The organism is Arthrobacter sp. FW306-1B-F12A (genome assembly GCF_058781865.1).
Map to the genome: position 1 here is coordinate 1 of NZ_JBYSXD010000021.1, position 15737 is coordinate 15737.

The 15737-nt window shown below is 62.3% G+C and carries 15 protein-coding genes; 12 read left to right on the plus strand and 3 right to left on the minus strand.

All coding sequences use genetic code 11. The annotated features are described in order from the left end of the window. Nucleotides 1-250 precede the first annotated feature (250 nt). The 4 genes from AC3WJU_RS11860 to AC3WJU_RS11875 all read left to right on the plus strand — a co-directional run bounded on the left by AC3WJU_RS11860 (nt 251) and on the right by AC3WJU_RS11875 (nt 4328). Nucleotides 251-532, plus strand: a complete 282-nt coding sequence (locus AC3WJU_RS11860) for a hypothetical protein (protein WP_492259914.1) — start codon at nt 251-253, stop codon at nt 530-532. Then, the gene (locus tag AC3WJU_RS11865; protein ID WP_492259915.1) at nt 532-2094 is read left to right on the plus strand and encodes a sodium:solute symporter family protein; all 1563 of its coding nucleotides are present in this window, start codon (nt 532-534) and stop codon (nt 2092-2094) included. Before AC3WJU_RS11860 ends, AC3WJU_RS11865 begins: the two co-directional genes overlap by 1 nt. A 185-nt stretch (nt 2095-2279) precedes the next feature. Then, complete coding sequence (locus AC3WJU_RS11870; RefSeq protein ID WP_492259916.1) at nt 2280-3734, plus strand: amidase; 1455 nt, start codon at nt 2280-2282, stop codon at nt 3732-3734. 177 nt (nt 3735-3911) lie between these two features. Then, a complete protein-coding gene (locus AC3WJU_RS11875) occupies nt 3912-4328 on the plus strand; it encodes a carboxymuconolactone decarboxylase family protein (protein ID WP_492259917.1) in 417 nt (138 codons plus the stop codon). A gap of 355 nt (nt 4329-4683) precedes the next feature. On the opposite strand, the gene AC3WJU_RS11880 is transcribed toward AC3WJU_RS11875, so the two are convergent. Together AC3WJU_RS11880 and AC3WJU_RS11885 are read right to left on the minus strand one after the other, a co-directional pair. Further along, nucleotides 4684-5259 (minus strand): amidohydrolase family protein, encoded by a 576-nt coding sequence (locus AC3WJU_RS11880; RefSeq protein WP_492259918.1) that lies wholly within the window; start codon nt 5257-5259, stop codon nt 4684-4686. Further along, nucleotides 5244-5546: a hypothetical protein gene (locus tag AC3WJU_RS11885; protein ID WP_492259919.1), complete on the minus strand. Its 303-nt coding sequence runs from the start codon at nt 5544-5546 to the stop codon at nt 5244-5246. Before AC3WJU_RS11885 ends, AC3WJU_RS11880 begins: the two co-directional genes overlap by 16 nt. 163 nt (nt 5547-5709) lie before the next feature. Here AC3WJU_RS11885 and AC3WJU_RS11890 point away from each other — a divergent pair, with 163 nt between their 5' ends. Beyond that, nucleotides 5710-5859, plus strand: coding sequence for a hypothetical protein (locus AC3WJU_RS11890; protein WP_492259920.1), 150 nt, complete (start codon nt 5710-5712; stop codon nt 5857-5859). A 278-nt stretch (nt 5860-6137) separates the two neighbouring features. On the opposite strand, the gene AC3WJU_RS11895 is transcribed toward AC3WJU_RS11890, so the two are convergent. After that, the gene (locus tag AC3WJU_RS11895; protein WP_459342906.1) at nt 6138-6857 is read right to left on the minus strand and encodes a GntR family transcriptional regulator; all 720 of its coding nucleotides are present in this window, start codon (nt 6855-6857) and stop codon (nt 6138-6140) included. A 151-nt stretch (nt 6858-7008) separates the two neighbouring features. Between AC3WJU_RS11895 and AC3WJU_RS11900 the strand changes: the two genes are divergently transcribed. The 7 genes from AC3WJU_RS11900 to AC3WJU_RS11930 are packed head-to-tail and all read left to right on the plus strand — an operon-like array spanning nt 7009 to nt 15711. Beyond that, the gene (locus AC3WJU_RS11900) at nt 7009-8361 is read left to right on the plus strand and encodes an ABC transporter substrate-binding protein (protein ID WP_492259921.1); all 1353 of its coding nucleotides are present in this window, start codon (nt 7009-7011) and stop codon (nt 8359-8361) included. A 4-nt stretch (nt 8362-8365) separates the two neighbouring features. Further along, a complete protein-coding gene (locus tag AC3WJU_RS11905) occupies nt 8366-9298 on the plus strand; it encodes a carbohydrate ABC transporter permease (RefSeq protein ID WP_492259922.1) in 933 nt (310 codons plus the stop codon). A gap of 2 nt (nt 9299-9300) precedes the next feature. Further along, nucleotides 9301-10107, plus strand: a complete 807-nt coding sequence (locus AC3WJU_RS11910; protein WP_459342903.1) for a carbohydrate ABC transporter permease — start codon at nt 9301-9303, stop codon at nt 10105-10107. Between the two features lie 44 nt (nt 10108-10151). Further along, nucleotides 10152-10940, plus strand: a complete 789-nt coding sequence (locus tag AC3WJU_RS11915) for a 6-phosphogluconolactonase (protein ID WP_459342902.1) — start codon at nt 10152-10154, stop codon at nt 10938-10940. A gap of 45 nt (nt 10941-10985) precedes the next feature. After that, nucleotides 10986-12287, plus strand: coding sequence for a family 4 glycosyl hydrolase (locus AC3WJU_RS11920; protein ID WP_492259923.1), 1302 nt, complete (start codon nt 10986-10988; stop codon nt 12285-12287). Between the two features lie 2 nt (nt 12288-12289). Next, on the plus strand, nt 12290-13327 hold the full coding sequence (locus AC3WJU_RS11925) for a BadF/BadG/BcrA/BcrD ATPase family protein (protein WP_492259924.1): 1038 nt from the start codon (nt 12290-12292) through the stop codon (nt 13325-13327). Between the two features lie 20 nt (nt 13328-13347). Further along, nucleotides 13348-15711, plus strand: coding sequence for a glycoside hydrolase family 3 C-terminal domain-containing protein (locus AC3WJU_RS11930; protein ID WP_492259925.1), 2364 nt, complete (start codon nt 13348-13350; stop codon nt 15709-15711). Nucleotides 15712-15737: the final 26 nt, after the last annotated feature.

Below are 15737 nucleotides of genomic sequence, written 5' to 3' on the forward strand. Positions count from 1 at the left end.
TCCATCATCGGAAGACCTCGACCCCTATCCGGCCAACGACGCGCCCACCCCCGCTACACCCTCAAATGCGATGAGCCTGTTAAGGCTGCCGAGGCTGTAACTACGATCTACGGTGGAAAGCCGCCTGCGGTTTCGCTGCTACGGCCGGTGGTTTCGTCCAACCAAACTCCTGCCTCAAAACGTGAGGCAGGCCACAAGATACGTCAGTTGACCGATATTCCGCTGGCGCAGCGGAGCCTAAGCTCGCCGTATGAACAACCCCCAATTCAACTACGATCAGAGCAACGACGCTCTCATCGGAAGTGCGGAAAGCAATTCCCCCTCCACGCGAAGCCTCGGCTTCGCCGTACTGTTCGCGTTAGTTTACGCCACCGCCTTAGTGCCACCGGTGTACATCGCGTTATCTAAACAGCACGCCCTGATTGCCGCCATACCAGGGACGATGTGGTATTTGATACTGGTTTCGGCCGCGGCAATTGTGATCGCCTTCGCGCTGTGGGTCACCGAGGGCCGGCGGGGAGGCTTGGACTGATGATCATCACCTTCGGCGTTCTCATTGCCTTTTTCTTGCTCTTGGTCGTCGTACTGCAGACATCGAAGCGCCGCAGCGCCGTTTCCTCATTCAGCAATTACGCAGTCGGAGAGCGCTCGTTTTCCAGCTGGTTCGTCTCAATGGCATACACGAACTCGTGGTGGCCCGGATCGACGTTCACCGCTTTCGTTGGACTCGCAATAACAAGTGGCGTGATCGGGCTCTATGCGCTCGTTTATTCAGTGCTCGGTGTGCTTGCGATGTACTTCATCGCTCGCCCCGTTTGGAGAATGGGCAAGAAGTTCGACTTGCGCACCCAGGCCGACCTGCTCTCGTTACGCTTCAATAGCAAACCACTGAAGCTGATAGCCAGCGCCATTAGCGTGGTGGCCCTCCTGCCCTGGCTGATCCTTGGACTCATCGCGATGGGAGGAGTCATCCAATGGGCGTCGCTGGGCCACCTTTCAATCGCAGAGTCGATCCTCATCGGCATCGCCGTTCTCGTCGTCCGTCAGTTCTGGACGGTCCAGATGGGCATGCGGGGCCTGATCATTACCGACATGGTCCAGGGGATTGTCGCCTATGTCGGCTCCGCGGTGCTGTGCCTGGGTCTCATAATCTTCTATTTCGGTGGAATCGGAAATCTCGCGCAGCTAAGCGATGCGCAACTGAGCCTGCCGGACTTCAGTTCTCCGAGCGGTGGCTGGTACTACTTCGGCATAGTCGCGGCCGGCATCATCGGCAGTCTGTGCTGGCCGATGATCTTCACTCGGATCTATGCCGCCGGGAGCGTGCGAGAGGTTAAGAAGGGCTCGCTCCAGACCATGATCATCGGCTTTGTGTTCTACGTGCTGCTGATGGTTTTTGCGCTCTGTGCTGCGTCGTCGCCTCTTGCGGCGAAGGACCCGGCATCCGCCTTCTTCGCCATCTCCCAGGACGCCGGCGGCACCTGGCTGCTTGCCTTCGCCCTGCTGATCGTTTTTGCCGCCAGCATGGGCTTTGTCGATGGTGTTGTCCAGACCATAGGTACGCAGTTCGCCAACGACATCGTCGGCGTCATCCGCCCACTTGGCGACAAACAGGAACTCTACATCGCCAAGTGTGCAATGGCGGTGGCCGTTACCGGTGCTGCGATCGTGGCCTATCAAATCTACGACGAGCCGAACCTCGTAAGCGTCGCCCAGCTCTCCTACCAGGCGATCATTCAGCTGGCTGTGCCGATCTTCGTCGGGCTTATCTGGCGACGGGGAAACAAGACCGGAGCAGTCTCAGGGCTCATCGCGGGTATTGCCGTCGCGGTCGCCCTGACGATCCCGTACCTCAGTGTCGGCGGCGCTGTGCCTTGGCTCGGAGGGTTCGGTTCCGGCTTGGTGGGACTCGTGGTCAACCTAATCGTTTACGTCGCTGTCAGCCACTTTCGGCCGAGCAACCGTGCAGAGCTTGAGCGTGTATCGGAGCTGTTCAAGGAGGCCCGCTCCCGGACTGCCCTGACAGGGTCCCCGACTGCACGGATCGGGACCTCTGAAGTGAACACGTCTGAGGCGATCACCGACCCGGTCTGAACGGCTTCATCCTGCAGCCGCTTCTTCGACTCAAGCCGACCCTGATAGCAAGGCCATCCTGTGCCGAGGGGTGCACCAGTCACGGGGTCTTGATGCCGAAGCGGTCTTCCAACTGTGAACAATTCCAACTCCGCTGCGCGACAGAACGCACGGGAAACTGATTTCTCGAGAGAATGTGAAAGAACATGACTACCACAGAAGAGCGTACGGCTATCTCTGGATCCGACGCGATCTGCTACACGACGGCCACCGAAGCCATCGATCTTTTCCGTCGGCGTGAACTATCGCCCGTCGAGCTACTAGAGTCTGTGATCGACCGCTTTGAGGCAGTCAATCCGAAGGTAAATGCGGTGACAGCCACCCACTTCGAACGAGCGAGGGAGCAGGCGAGGGCCGCCGAGAAGCGCTACTTCAAGGGCGAAGAGACCCGTCCTCTCGAGGGCATCCCTACAGCGATCAAAGACCTGCACCCGATCGAGGGTGAGGTCGTCACCTGGGGGTCGCGAGTCTACGAAGGAGTTCGGGCCGAAGTGACGGTGCCTACCGTGCAGCGCCTGCTTGACGCCGGCGCGATTGTGCACATGCAGACGACCACTCCGGAGTTCGGACACGCTGGTCACACCCACTCGCCCCTGTGGGGCACCACACGCAACCCTTGGAACCTCGAATGCAGCCCGGGTGGGTCCTCCGGAGGATCTGGTGTCGCCGTCGCTACGGGAATGACGACGATCGCGGACGGTACTGACGGCGGCGGATCAATCCGCATCCCAGCTTCGTTGAACGGCATCTTCGGGCTTAAGCCGTCTTTCGGGCGCAACCCTTCTGGGCTTCTTCCCTCTAATTTGGAGGAATTTCTGCACTTCGGGCCGCTCACCCGCAGCGTCGCGGACGCGGCATTGATGCAGAACGTCATGTCCGGTCCGCACCCCCGCGACATCTCCACGGTGCGCCCCAAGCAGACGTTGCCCACGACCTTCGCCGCTGACACGCTGCGCGACTGGAAGATCGCCTTCTCACCGGACCTGGGCTACTACGAGGTTGACGATGAGGTCGCCGCGAACACCCTGGCCGCAGTCGAAACCTTCCGGGAACTCGGATGTCGGGTTGACGAGATCGACCTGGGCTGGGACATGTCCGCCTACGACGCCTGGATGGTCCATTGGGAGGCGATGTTCGCAGCTGCCTGCGGTGAACTTCTGCCGCGATGGGGCTACGAAATGGATCCATTCACTCGTGGGCTGCTGGAGCGGGGCCTCAACCATTCGGCTGTGCGAGACATTCGCACTCAGTACGTGCGGACCGAGATGTACAACAAGCTCGGACCCGTTCTCGAGGAGTACGACGTGCTGATCTGTCCGACTGTCGCTGCTTCAGCGCTGAAAGCCGAGCACGCCAACGACGATCGGGACTTCAAAATCAACCGCAAACCAGTCGATCCCTATGTGCAATGGTCGCTGACCTATCCGTTCAACCTGCTCAGCCAATGTCCTGTTGCCTCGGTGCCGTCGGGTTTCAGCTCAACTGGGGTGCCAACCGGCCTGCAGATCGTCGGCAAGACCTATGACGAGCTCAGCGTAATTACGGCTGCTGCTGCTTTCGAATCAGCCCGCCCATGGCGATCCCACGTTCCCTCGGTTTAGCAGCCATGACGACCTCGACCTTCCGTCGGCCCTTGCCAATGGAAGGTCGAGGTCTTGGTGCGCTGCCCTATCACGGGCGATCTAACCGACTAAATCTTCCTCGCCTTAGCGGACCCCCAAATCCGGATGACGGTGAACAACCGAAAACACAAGATCTAGCACAATCGGGAGGGCAGCTTGGAAGGACAAGAAGCAAAGAGTGACAAATACTTCGACGGTATGGCCATTCGGGAGAAGGTGATGGGAAAGATGCACGTCCAGCAAGCATTTGACCAAGCCAGCGATTTCTCCCGTCCCGTTCAAGAACTCGTTACGGAGTTCGCTTGGGGGGAAATTTGGAGCAGACCAGGACTGGACCTGAAAACGCGCAGTATGCTCAACGTCGCCATGTTGACAGCACTTAATCGGTCCACCGAATTGGCAGGACACGTTCGTGGAGCGCTGAATAACGGTGTGACAGAAGACCAAATTCAAGAAGTTCTGTTGCAGGCTCTTATCTATTGCGGTGCCCCGGCTGCACTGGAATCTTTCCGAATCGCAGAACAGGCTATTTCGGCGCATAAGGAACTAAATATTTCCCTCCATGGCCAGTGACGCTCGTTGGTATGAGCTGGTCAAGGACATCTGGAGTGGCTTTGACTTCCGGACACCGAGTTTCGCCAACTCAGCCCGGGAACCTCTGTCCTCTCGTCGATAACGGTGCCGTATTTGTCTTGCCAGCTGACTCGATGAGTCCCGCGGCGACGAGTCTGGTCCGGTACTTGGCCGCCAGCGTCGGCCGCGAACCGGTCCATCAGGTCGGAAGCTGTTGACGTGTTCTCGTCCACGGCCACGGCGCGCTGGAACTCCAGGTCCTTGCGGAGGCCGTGGAGAGGGCCGCTTCAATCATCACGCGTTCGTTGCGGTGGACGGCTGCCCCAACGGCTGATCATTCTTGCAGTTCGGCGTGTCAGACCCGTCTCACGGGCGGCACCGTGCCGGAGAGGTCAGCAAGCAGCAGGTCAGCCCGGGCGCCGGGGGCGATCCGTCCGCGGTCGGTGAGTCCGGCGGCGTCGGCCGGTCCTGTTGTCAACAAGCGCGCGGCTGAAGGCAGCCCTACGGCATCGGCCAGCCGGGGGAGTGCGCACAGCATGCTCGCGGGCAGGTAGTCCGAGGCGATCGTATCGCATATGCCGGCTGCGACGAGCTCAAGGGCGGAGGCGTTGCCCACGTGTGATCCGCCGCGCAGGACGTTCGGCGCTCCCGTCACGACTGGCAGGCCGAGGCTTCGGGCGGCAGCGGCTGCTTCCCGGGTGGTCGGGAACTCGGCGACGGAGGCGCCTGCCGCGTATGCTGCGGCCACCTCGCCGGCACTGGAGAGATCGTGGGCCAGCACGGGCAGTCCGGGGCGGGTGCGGGCCAGCACGGGCAGCCGGTCCAGTCGCTGCTGGTCGCTGTTATCTGATGGGCTGACGTCTGGATGGCACTGCCATGCGACCATCATCCGGCTGGCCGCGGTGTCATTTGGTGCTAGTCGGTCCAGCACGTCCCAGCCTGCCGGACTGTGCGCTTCCAGACGCAGCACCAGCCGGTGGTCTCCCAGGAGGCGGTTCCGGGCCAGCAGTTGCTGGACCAGTGCCCGGGCGGGCCGGTGTCCCGCGCGCGTCCTTGGGTGGAGGCGAACGCCACCCCGTGGTTTGCCGTGGTAATGCCGGCTCCGGTCAACTCGCCGGCGGCGGCGGTCAAGGCGACGTCGCTTGGCATTGCCGTCCCGGGCCTGGGTAGAGCGGTGCGCTCGATGACGTCGCTATGCAGGTCAACCAGTCCGGGCATGAGGACCAGTCCCCGTCCGTCCCTGTCAGGCTGTCGCTCCCGGATCCGATGATCCGGTTGGAGATAGGGCCCGTGGTTTGGCGTGCAGGAGTGTGGAACCGAGAGATCGATCTGATCGAGCTGTACCTGCACTGGGACGCGGGCCGCTCAGAGAGCGGGCGCGATGTCGCTGGGCATGGACCGCAAGACGGGACAGAAGTATCTGGCCCCGGCAGAGGCGGAAGGTCTCGCGCCCGGGCTCGGACTCGCTGCAGGGGAGTGGGGGGAGTTCGCCGAGCACTGGGCCGGGCGGTCCTTCACTTCGCTGGCGTAGATGCGCGCCGGGCTATGCGGTAGGTAGGTGTCGAATCGGAAGGTGCCCCTGCAGCCTTCTCGCCATACGGTGTGCTCTGGAACGATTGGTCGTCCAGATTTCCGCGGACAGTCCGTAGCCGCTGTCCTTCGTCAGTCAGAGTCCCTCAGTTTCAACGGCATGATGGCTGCGACGGGTCCGTAGGTTTCATGCCTGACCACACGCATGGAATTGTCGACGCTGGCGAACTCCGTCGATACCCTAGGCGCCGGTCCCGCGGACGAGCAGCTTCGGTGGCATCAGACGCGCCGGAACAGGTCGGCTTCGAAACGGTATGCGTCTCCGCGATAGTTGTTTACGCCGAGTAGCACCGGGGTGCCGTCTGCCGTGTAGGCGATCTCGGCTCCGACGAGCACCGGAGCGCCGATCGAGGTTCCGAGCAGCCTTGCCAGGGTTGCGTCGGCTATGGCGGCCGTGACGCTGTAGGCGCTGCGGTGGATGTTGATTCCGCATTTCTCGCGCAGCGTCTCATAGAGGGATACGTCGGTGAGATCTGCCGTGGAGAGTGCGGCGGCGCGGCTTTCGGGGAGGACGACGACGTCGAAGCAAACCGGTGTGCCGTCCATACCCCGCAGTCGATCGATTTGAATCACTGGCGATGTGGGTGCGATTCGGAGTTTTTCGGCTTCATCCAGTGTTGCAGGACGAACGTCCTGCCGCAGCACGCGTGCAGTGGCCCGCAGTCCACGGGCTCGTGCCATTTCGGTGAATGATTGCAGGGTGCTCGGTGGCTCCCCGACCACTTGTGAGGGAACGAACCAGCCGCGCTGAGCCGACCGGCGCAGCCGCCCATCCTTCTCCAGGGCGCCAAGTGCTGCGCGGAGTGTGGCGCGACTGACTCCGATCTTTGCGGAGAGGTCGCGTTCGCCGGGCAGTCTGGAGCCCGGGGCGTAAACGCCGGAGTCCAGGTCGTTGGAGAGATCGGCGTACGCCTCGGCTGATGCTGCGGGAAGGGTCATAACCAGAGAGTACCACATTGCTCAACTGGTCTGAATATTTCGATATCTGGTTTTTATCTGGTATAACTGGTTCGGTGGTGGTAGCGTTCAATACGGCTCGGTTGATTGTCATCAGCCGCAGGTAAATCCCTACGACCACAACGGAGTGACTATGTTCTCGAAGAAGGTGCGTACCGCGGCGGCGGCGCTGCTAGGTTCCGTGGCTCTTCTCGCCATGACTGCTTGCGTCCCAGGGGCCGGCGGCGGGGGGCCAACAGCACCTGCTGCTGTGTCGTCGGATGTGGCAGGGGCGGGCAAAGTGACGTTGAAACTGTCAGATTTCTGGGGCTCGGCAGAGGAAAAATGGGTACAAACCCTCATCACGGATTTCGAAACCAAATACCCGAATGTCACTATTGAGCGCACCCGTGAAGACTGGGGGCAGCTTACAAGTACGTTGAACCTGCAGCTTCAGGACCCCAACGGTCCGGATATCGCCTCGGCAAACAACGGCTGGTCATCGCTGGGCACACTGGCCAAGGGAAACCTTGTCCGGAACCTGGACGCCTATGCGCAGTTGTACGGGTGGGGCGACAAGGTCCCGGCGACCATAGCGCGTCAGAACCAGTTCACCACGGACTTCAGGGCAATCGGCGAGGGGTCCTGGTTCGCCACGCCACTCGCCAGAGCTTCATTGATCGGCATTTACTACAACGCCGACAAGCTGAAAGCACTCGGCATCAAGGCTCCGGCCACGCTGGCCGAGCTCGAATCGGCTGCGGCCAAGGTCAAGGAAGGCGGCGAAGTCCCGTTTAGCTACAGCGGTCTGGACGGTAACACGGCAGCATTGCTCGGCCTCCAGTCGCTTTTTGGGGCGCAGGGGAGCATCAACGATTTCGTTTACGGAAAGTCAAAGGTCGACGCCAGCTCCGCCGGTATTGAAAAGGCCGCCACGACCCTGCAGACGTGGGGAAAGAACGGCTGGTTGTCGCCGAATTTCGAAGGCCTTGACTACCAGACCTCGCTGGCGAATTTCCTCGATGGGAAGGGAGTCTTCCGCTTCGAGTACACCGGAGCCCTGGGCCTGTCGGGCGATCAGTTGAACAAGTTCGGCTACATGCAGCTTCCCCAGGTGAATGGCAACTCCACCGTCGGCATCGGTGCTGCCCCCGGCGCGATGGTGATCTCAGCCAAGTCTCAGCATCCCGACGTTGCTGCGGCGTTCCTGGACTTCCTGATGTCCAAGAAGGCCAGTCAGACAGCGGTAGATCTTGGTCTCGTGCCGATGCTCAATTCAGGCCTGTCGACCCCGGACACACTGAGTCTGAAAGGCGAAGCTACCGCTACGGCAAAACTCGACTCCGGGGATGGTTACGTCCCGTATTTCGACTGGTCGAGCCCGACGATGCTTGACACCCTCACCCAGAACACCCAGCTGCTGCTTGCGGGCAAGACCACCCCGGAACAGTTCACGAAGGCCGTGGACACCGACCGCGACGCATTCCTGGCCTCCCACGGATCCTAAAACGATGACCATGACCAAAGCCCGGGCCGCACGGCCCGCCGTCGGTGCCGTACGCCGCCCGCGCAAATCGTCCGCGCGCCGACGGACCCGCCTCACAGGGCTCTTGTTCGCGGCTCCTGGCCTGCTGCTCTACGCCGCGGTGGTGCTGTGGCCGATGCTGCAGTCGCTCCAATACTCGTTCTACAAGTGGGACGGCGTCACCGCCGCGGTCTGGGTAGGATTGCAAAACTACACCACCTTTTTTACCGACCCGGTGCTGCAGTCCACCCTGGGGAACGTGCTGGTACTGCTGTTCTTTTTCTCACTGCTTCCAATCGCCCTCGGCCTCGTCTCCGCTGCGCTCATCACACAGGCAAAGCAGCGGGGAATGGCAGTGTTCCGCTGGATTTTCTTTCTGCCACAGGTCATGACGAGCGTGGTGATCGCCTTGCTGTTCAAGCGCATGTATGCCCCTGAAGGCCCGATCAATGAAGCACTGCGGGCCATTGGCCTGGACACGTTGGCGAAGAACTGGCTGGGTGATTTCACGTGGGCGCTGCCGGCAGTCGGACTCATCGGCACCTGGGTGACTTTCGGTTTCTGCATGGTGCTTTTCATTTCCGGGGCGGCGTCCATCTCCCCGGATCTTTATGAAGCGGCGCGCATGGACGGGGCCGGACCGATCAGGGAGTTCTTCTCGGTAACCGTGCCGGGCCTGCGGGGCCAGATCGCTGTGGCGCTCACCCTGACAGTAACGGCGGCGCTCCGCGCGTTCGACCTGATCTGGATCACAACGCGCGGTGGCCCGGGGACATCGACACAGACCCCGGCCGTGGCACTCTACAAGGCAGCGTTCGTCAATCCGAACGTGGGCCAAGCTGCAGCTATCGGAGTCGTCATGGCAATCCTGTGCCTCGCCATTGCCTTGGCCATCACCCGTGTGTCTGAGAAGGAGTAACCATGTTCAACCGCATGAACAAGACCTGGAAGTACTTCGTCCTCGTCCTGATGGCACTGGCAGTGCTGTGGCCTGTAGCTACCTTTGTTGCGGCAGCCCTCAGCCCGGACCGGGCAGGTCGTCCCTCTGCCGACCTGCGATGGGCAAACTTCGTCACTGCGTGGAACGACGCAGACTTTGCCAGGTCCATGACTGTTTCGGCAGTGATCACCCTGACCGTCGTGGTTGTGGGTGTTCTGCTGGCACTTCTTGGTGGGTACGCGTTCGGCGTGCTCGGCGTGGCCGGCAACCGGGTCCTGTTCCCATTGATTCTTCTGGGAATGATGGTCTCTCTTGAAGTGATCATCGTGCCGCTGTACTACCAGTTCCGTTCCTTCGGTCTCACCGACAACCTCCTGGGCGTGATCCTCATCCAGCTGGGCATGGGCGTTCCCTTCGGGGTGTTCTGGATGAGGGCTGCGTTCCGGTCCCTCCCGCGGGCCGTCTTCGAATCAGCCGAGCTCGACGGGGCCGGACCGTTCCGCGTGCTGTGGTCCATAGCCGCTCCGAACATCATGCCCGCCGTGTACACGCTGATCCTGCTCAGCTTCATGTGGACATGGAACGACTACTTCCTCTCGCTGGTGTTCCTCCACGGAGAAAACCAGACGGCGACCGTTGCCCTCGGAGTGTTTCAGGGCAAATACGTCACGCAAATAAACCTCATGGCCGCGGGCGGCCTCATCGTCGCAGCACCGGTCCTCATCCTCTACGCCATCTTCCAGCGCAAGTTCATCTCCGGAATGCTCGCCGGAGCCATCAAAGAGTAACCGCGGCTGCGCTTGGACCACCACCGAACAAAGGCAACAACCAGATGCAATTGACTCCGCAGATCCTGCCCGACGCCAACTCCATCGGCACCATCATCGCTGACCTCATCCTCGAACGCATGGAGAGGAAGGCCGGGCGCCCGTTCCTGCTCGGTTGCCCGAGCGGTCGAACCGCGGCACCCGTCTATGCAGCGCTCGCCCGGAAGGCCGGCAAAGGGGCGGACCTCTCCAAGCTGACCATCGTCATGATGGACGACTACGTACTCCCGGACGGGGACGGCAGCTTGCGGATCGTCGACCCCGAAGCGTCATACTCATGTCTGGGCTTCGCCCGGCGCGAGATCCTGGCGCCCATCGCAAAGGCATGCGCCGACGCCGGCACAACCCCGCCCACCGAAATCTGGACGGCAAATCCTTCGGATCCTGGCGAGTACGATTCACGTATCGAAGCAGCCGGTGGCATCGACCTGTTTCTGCTGGCATCCGGTGACACCGATGGGCACGTCGCCTTCAACCAGCCCGGAACCCCGCGGAACGCACGCACCCATATCGTCGAACTTGGTGAGGCGACCCGTCGGGACAACATGAACACGTTCCCGGAATTCACGGATCTCCGCATGGTTCCCCGCCACGGAGTCACGGTCGGTGTCGACACCATCGCGCGCCTCTCTACAGAGGTTGTCATGATCCTCTGCGGCCAAAACAAGCGGGAGGCATATTCCCGAATAGCCAACGCCCACCAATACGAGCCCGACTGGCCAGCCACCATTGCCACCGAATGCCGAAACGCGGCATTTCTCGTAGACCACGACGCCGCAACCGTTCGCGTCTGAACCCGCTGCCACCCAGCCATTCAACAACCAAGGAAGTACACAGTCATGTCAGCAATCAAGCTTGTATACATCGGTGGAGGTTCCTCCCGCGGCGCAGGAACCGTCGCGTCAATCCTTGAGCACGGAGAGGAGTTCGACGGTTCAGAGATCGTCATCCAGGATGTCAATCCCGAACGGCTCAAAGCCGTGGAGACCATCGGCAACAAGATCGCCAAGGCCAAAGGCCTGGACATCACCATCAGCTCCACCACGGATCGTCGTGAAGCACTGACCGACGCCGACGCGGTGCTGGCCAGCTTCCGGCCCGGGGACTTCAATGCGCGGGCGTTGGATGAACGCATTCCCCTTAAGCATGGCGTCATTGGGCAGGAAACCCAGGGTCCTGGCGGGTTCTTCATGTCGCTTCGCTCGATCCACATCTACGAAGACATCATCCGTGACCTGGACGCCGTTGCGCCCAACGCGATCATCTTCAACTACACCAACCCGATCAACATCGTCTCCCAAGCCGTAACCCGCTTCACCGACCGGACGATCTGGTCCATGTGCGAAGGACCGATCGTTTTCCCGAACACCGTGCTGAACGCTGCCGGGCTTGACCCGAAACGCGCGAACATCATCATGGCCGGCGTGAACCACAACTGCTGGTCCACCGAACACACGTACGACGGCGAAGACCTCATGCCGCTTCTGGACCAGGCCTGGCACGCGCGCAAGGACGATCCAAGCTTGGGAATTCACGAGAAACGAATGCTCCACCTCGCGGTGACCATGCGCTCCGTGCCGGCGGACTACTTCCAGTACTACTATTTCCGCGAGGAAATCCTTCGCCAGCTGCAGGGCGCCCCCACCACCAGGGCCGAGGACCTGCTGGCCGCCCTTCCGGGCTACTGGGAACACTACGAGGAGCAGTCCCACAGGGACGTCCCCCGGCTGGACCCGAAGCGGTCACGTGGCGGCATCCACGAGCTGGAGCTAGCAATCGACGTCATGAGTGCCTATTACAACGACAAACCCGCCAGCCTTCCCGTGAACCTGCCCAACATCGGTGGCGCACTGCCGGGCTTCGACGAGGACGTTGTCGTGGAAATGTGGTGCAACGTCGACGGCAAGGGCGTCACCCCACTCCCGCAGCGTCCGCTGCCGCACGCTGTCCGTGGAATCGTGCAGCAGCTCGCCGAATACCAGTACCTGGCCGCCGAGGCTGCCTGGAAGGGCACCCGCGCAGACGGAATTCGTGCCCTTGCAGCGAACCCCATGGTCCCAACCCTCCGGGTAGCGGAGGAGCTCTATGACGAAATGGCATACGCCCACCGCGCCTACCTGCCCCAGCGACTCCTGCGGTAGGCATGGAGAACCTCGCCACAACACCAGCTGACCCGGGACCAGGGCACCGGTTCCTAGCCGTCGACGCCGGCAATTCGAAGACCGTTGCCCTCATCGTCGATCGGACCGGCGCCGTCCTTGGGCGGGGCAGGGGCGGCCGCGGAGACATCTACGGGGCCGCAACCATCGAAGATGCCCAGGATGCCGTTTTCGGGGCGATCGACGCAGCGATCGCAGACGCGGGGCTTCATGCGACACAGATCCACTCCGCTGCCTTCGGGTTGGCCGGCGTCGACTACCCCGAAGACGCCCGATTCTGGGAAGAAGGCATCCGCGCACGCTACGACGACATCCGGCACTTGAGCGTCAAAAACGATGCGTTTGCCTCGCTGAGGCTAATTGACGGGACCGGCGTCGGGGCGGCGATCACCGTGGGCACCGGTCCCGCCGTCGCCGCGCGTTCAGCGGACGGGCGTGAAGAATGCTCGGGAATGTTCGTCTTCGACGACCTCGGAGGCCAAGGCCTGGGCAACAGTGCGCTCTCAGCTGTCTGCCAAGGATGGATGGGAACCGCTCCGACAACCCGCCTTGCCGAAGCACTCTTCAAGCTCTACGACGTAAAGGACGGCTGGGAGCTCCGGCACCTCTTCACGCGACGCTTCGGGGCCCTGCCCCGTACCGAACTGTGGAAAGCGGCACGTGCCGTCCTGGCCCTCGCGGACGACGGCGACGCGGTCGCCCGCCGCATCGTCGCCGAGCAGGCCGCGGCCTTTGTGCGTTACGCCCAGTGGTGTGTCGCCCGCGTGGGCGCGGACCTGAGCAGCGGGCAGGTGCCTGTGCTGTTGAACGGCTCTGTGGTGACATCCGAGCATCCGGCGATGCGGGACGCCCTGAAACACGAACTGCGGATGATGGCGCCGGCCGCCCCGGTCACCGTGGCAAACGCGTCACCGCTGCGGGGCGTCGTGCTGGACGCGCTCGTGGAAGGCGGAATCGGCCTCACCCCGGCACTCGTCAAGCACATCCGCGATGACGACCCCGACGGGTTCCTGACAACGTGACGCACCAGAAAGAAAACACCATGACTCTCCCGCAGTTCGACGTTGAAGAGGTGCTGTCAGCACTCACGCTTGAGGAGAAAGCCTCGCTGCTTTCCGGCGTCAACGACTGGTACACGCAAGCCATCGACAGGCCCGGGCTACCGGCGCCCATTCCCGCGATCGAGGTCGGCGACGGACCGCACGGGCTAAGGAAGGAGACCGGCGTCGACATGGTCTGGGTCCCCGCTACCGGGTTCCCGACAGCCTCAGCGATGGGAGCCTCCTGGGACCGGGGCCTCGTGCGTCGCGTTGGTGAAGCGCTGGGGGAGGAAGCCCGGGCCCAAGGAGTGCAGGTGATTCTGGGCCCCGGGGTCAACATGAAACGCTCGCCACTGTGCGGGCGCAACTTCGAGTACTACTCGGAAGATCCCCTGCATTCCGGCGAGCTCGGCGCCGCCTACGTTGACGGTGTGCAATCCACCGGCGTCGGCACGTCGCTGAAGCACTTCGCAGCGAACAACCAGGAAATCGAAAGAACACGCATCTCGGTTGTCGCGGACGAACGCACTCTCCGCGAGACCTACCTCCCAGCGTTCGAGCGGGTCATCCGGCTGGCAAATCCCTGGACGGTCATGTGCTCCTACAACAGGCTCCTTGGAGTCCACACCTCACAAAACAGGTGGCTCCTCACCGAGGTGCTCCGTCAGGAGTGGGGCTTCGCGGGAGCGGTAATCTCCGACTGGGACGCCGTTCATGACCGGGTTGCCGCCCTTCGAGCGGGCCTCGACCTTGAAATGCCAGGCACGAAAGGCCGCACAGACGCGGAGGTCGTTGCTGCCGTGCGCGCCGGCGAGCTGGACGAGTCAACAGTCGATCAGGCAGCGCGACGAGTGCTGCAACTCGTCTGCCGGACCTACCCTGGACCGGACATGGTCAACGGTCCGGTCATCGACCTTGGACACCACGCGGGCGACCGTCTCACACCCCCGCAGTTGGAGCTGTTGCGGGCCAGCGATCACCATGCGCTGGCGCGTGAAGCCGCAGCTGCATGCCTCACCTTGCTCCGGAACGAAACCCCGCCCGGCGCGGCGCGCCCGGTACTGCCTCTCTCCGAGAGTCCGCCCGGAACAATCGCAGTCATCGGCGCATTCGCCGAGCACGCCCGAATCCAGGGCGGCGGCTCATCCGGAGTGGACCCCACGCACGTGGACGTTCCCCTTGAAGCCATCCGAGCTATCGCCGGTGAACATGTCGTCTACGCGCCCGGCTACGTTTACCTCCCGAAAAACCCCTATCAAGACGACCACACCGCAACATTGGCGGCGCACGGACTCGCCGCCGTCGGCGACCGGCCGGCCGTGCCACGACGTTCCGCCACCCTCTCGAAGGATCTGCAACTCGCGGCAGCCGTTCAGCAGTCCGCGAAAGGACCACTGTCGCCCGCCGCGCTGCAGCTACAGGACGAGGCTGTCAGAGCGGCCGAGCACGCCGACACCATCATCGTGTTCGCCGGGCTCCCGCTGGCTTTCGAGCAAGAAGCCAACGACCGCGATACGCTTGCGCTGCCCTCGGAGCAATCAGCCCTGATCTCGCGCCTGGCTGACCTGAGGGATCGCACAGGAGCCGCACTGGTAGTGGTTCTTGCCAATGGCTCAGCCGTCAGCATGGACCCTTGGCATGACAGAGTCGACGGTATCGTCGAGGCATGGCTTAGCGGACAGGCAGCCGGAGCCGCCGTCGCCGACGTACTGTTCGGGCGGGTCAACCCGGCCGGCAAGACAGCGGAAACCTTCCCCCTGCGGCTCGAGGACACACCCGGACAACCCAACTGGCTAGGGGAACGGGGAACCGTTCTCTACGGCGAGGGCGTGTTCATCGGGTATCGCTGGTATGACGCACTCCACCGCGCCGTGCGCTACCCCTTCGGCCATGGCCTGTCGTACACCAGCTTTGCGTACTCTGATCTGACCGTCCAGATAGTTGACGAAAACTCCGCCCGTGTCCACGTGTCCTGCCTCGTAACCAACGACGGCCGACGCCCTGGGCAGGAAGTCGTGCAGCTGTATGTGGGCGATCCGGAGGCGGAGGTGCAGCGTCCGCTACGGGAGCTTCGAGGCTTCGAAAAGATCCACCTTGAACCAGGGGAAACGGCACGCGTCGAATTCACGCTGGAGAACCGGGACTTCGCGTACTGGGACGCCCTGGCCGACCGCGGCGAAGGCCGCCCAGGACTATGGCGCCGGGAAGGCGGCGAATTCCGTATCGAGATCGGGGCATCATCCCGGGACATCCGCCTCAACCAAGCCATCACGCTCCCCGATGAACCAACGATCCCGCCACTGATCCCGGATGCTAAGGCACAGCTGTCCACCACATCCCGTTTCGTCCAAGGACACTCGCAATGACCAGCTCCCCATGCCACATTGGCCCC

Coding starts and splice junctions, on each gene's coding strand:
- AC3WJU_RS11860 (WP_492259914.1), top strand. CDS start 251: ATGAACAACCCCCAATTCAACTACGATCAGAGCAACGACGCTCTCATC.
- AC3WJU_RS11865 (WP_492259915.1), top strand. CDS start 532: ATGATCATCACCTTCGGCGTTCTCATTGCCTTTTTCTTGCTCTTGGTC.
- AC3WJU_RS11870 (WP_492259916.1), top strand. CDS start 2,280: ATGACTACCACAGAAGAGCGTACGGCTATCTCTGGATCCGACGCGATC.
- AC3WJU_RS11885 (WP_492259919.1), bottom strand. CDS start 5,546: ATGCCCGGACTGGTTGACCTGCATAGCGACGTCATCGAGCGCACCGCT.
- AC3WJU_RS11890 (WP_492259920.1), top strand. CDS start 5,710: ATGTCGCTGGGCATGGACCGCAAGACGGGACAGAAGTATCTGGCCCCG.
- AC3WJU_RS11895 (WP_459342906.1), bottom strand. CDS start 6,857: ATGACCCTTCCCGCAGCATCAGCCGAGGCGTACGCCGATCTCTCCAAC.
- AC3WJU_RS11900 (WP_492259921.1), top strand. CDS start 7,009: ATGTTCTCGAAGAAGGTGCGTACCGCGGCGGCGGCGCTGCTAGGTTCC.
- AC3WJU_RS11905 (WP_492259922.1), top strand. CDS start 8,366: ATGACCATGACCAAAGCCCGGGCCGCACGGCCCGCCGTCGGTGCCGTA.
- AC3WJU_RS11910 (WP_459342903.1), top strand. CDS start 9,301: ATGTTCAACCGCATGAACAAGACCTGGAAGTACTTCGTCCTCGTCCTG.
- AC3WJU_RS11915 (WP_459342902.1), top strand. CDS start 10,152: ATGCAATTGACTCCGCAGATCCTGCCCGACGCCAACTCCATCGGCACC.
- AC3WJU_RS11920 (WP_492259923.1), top strand. CDS start 10,986: ATGTCAGCAATCAAGCTTGTATACATCGGTGGAGGTTCCTCCCGCGGC.
- AC3WJU_RS11925 (WP_492259924.1), top strand. CDS start 12,290: ATGGAGAACCTCGCCACAACACCAGCTGACCCGGGACCAGGGCACCGG.
- AC3WJU_RS11930 (WP_492259925.1), top strand. CDS start 13,348: ATGACTCTCCCGCAGTTCGACGTTGAAGAGGTGCTGTCAGCACTCACG.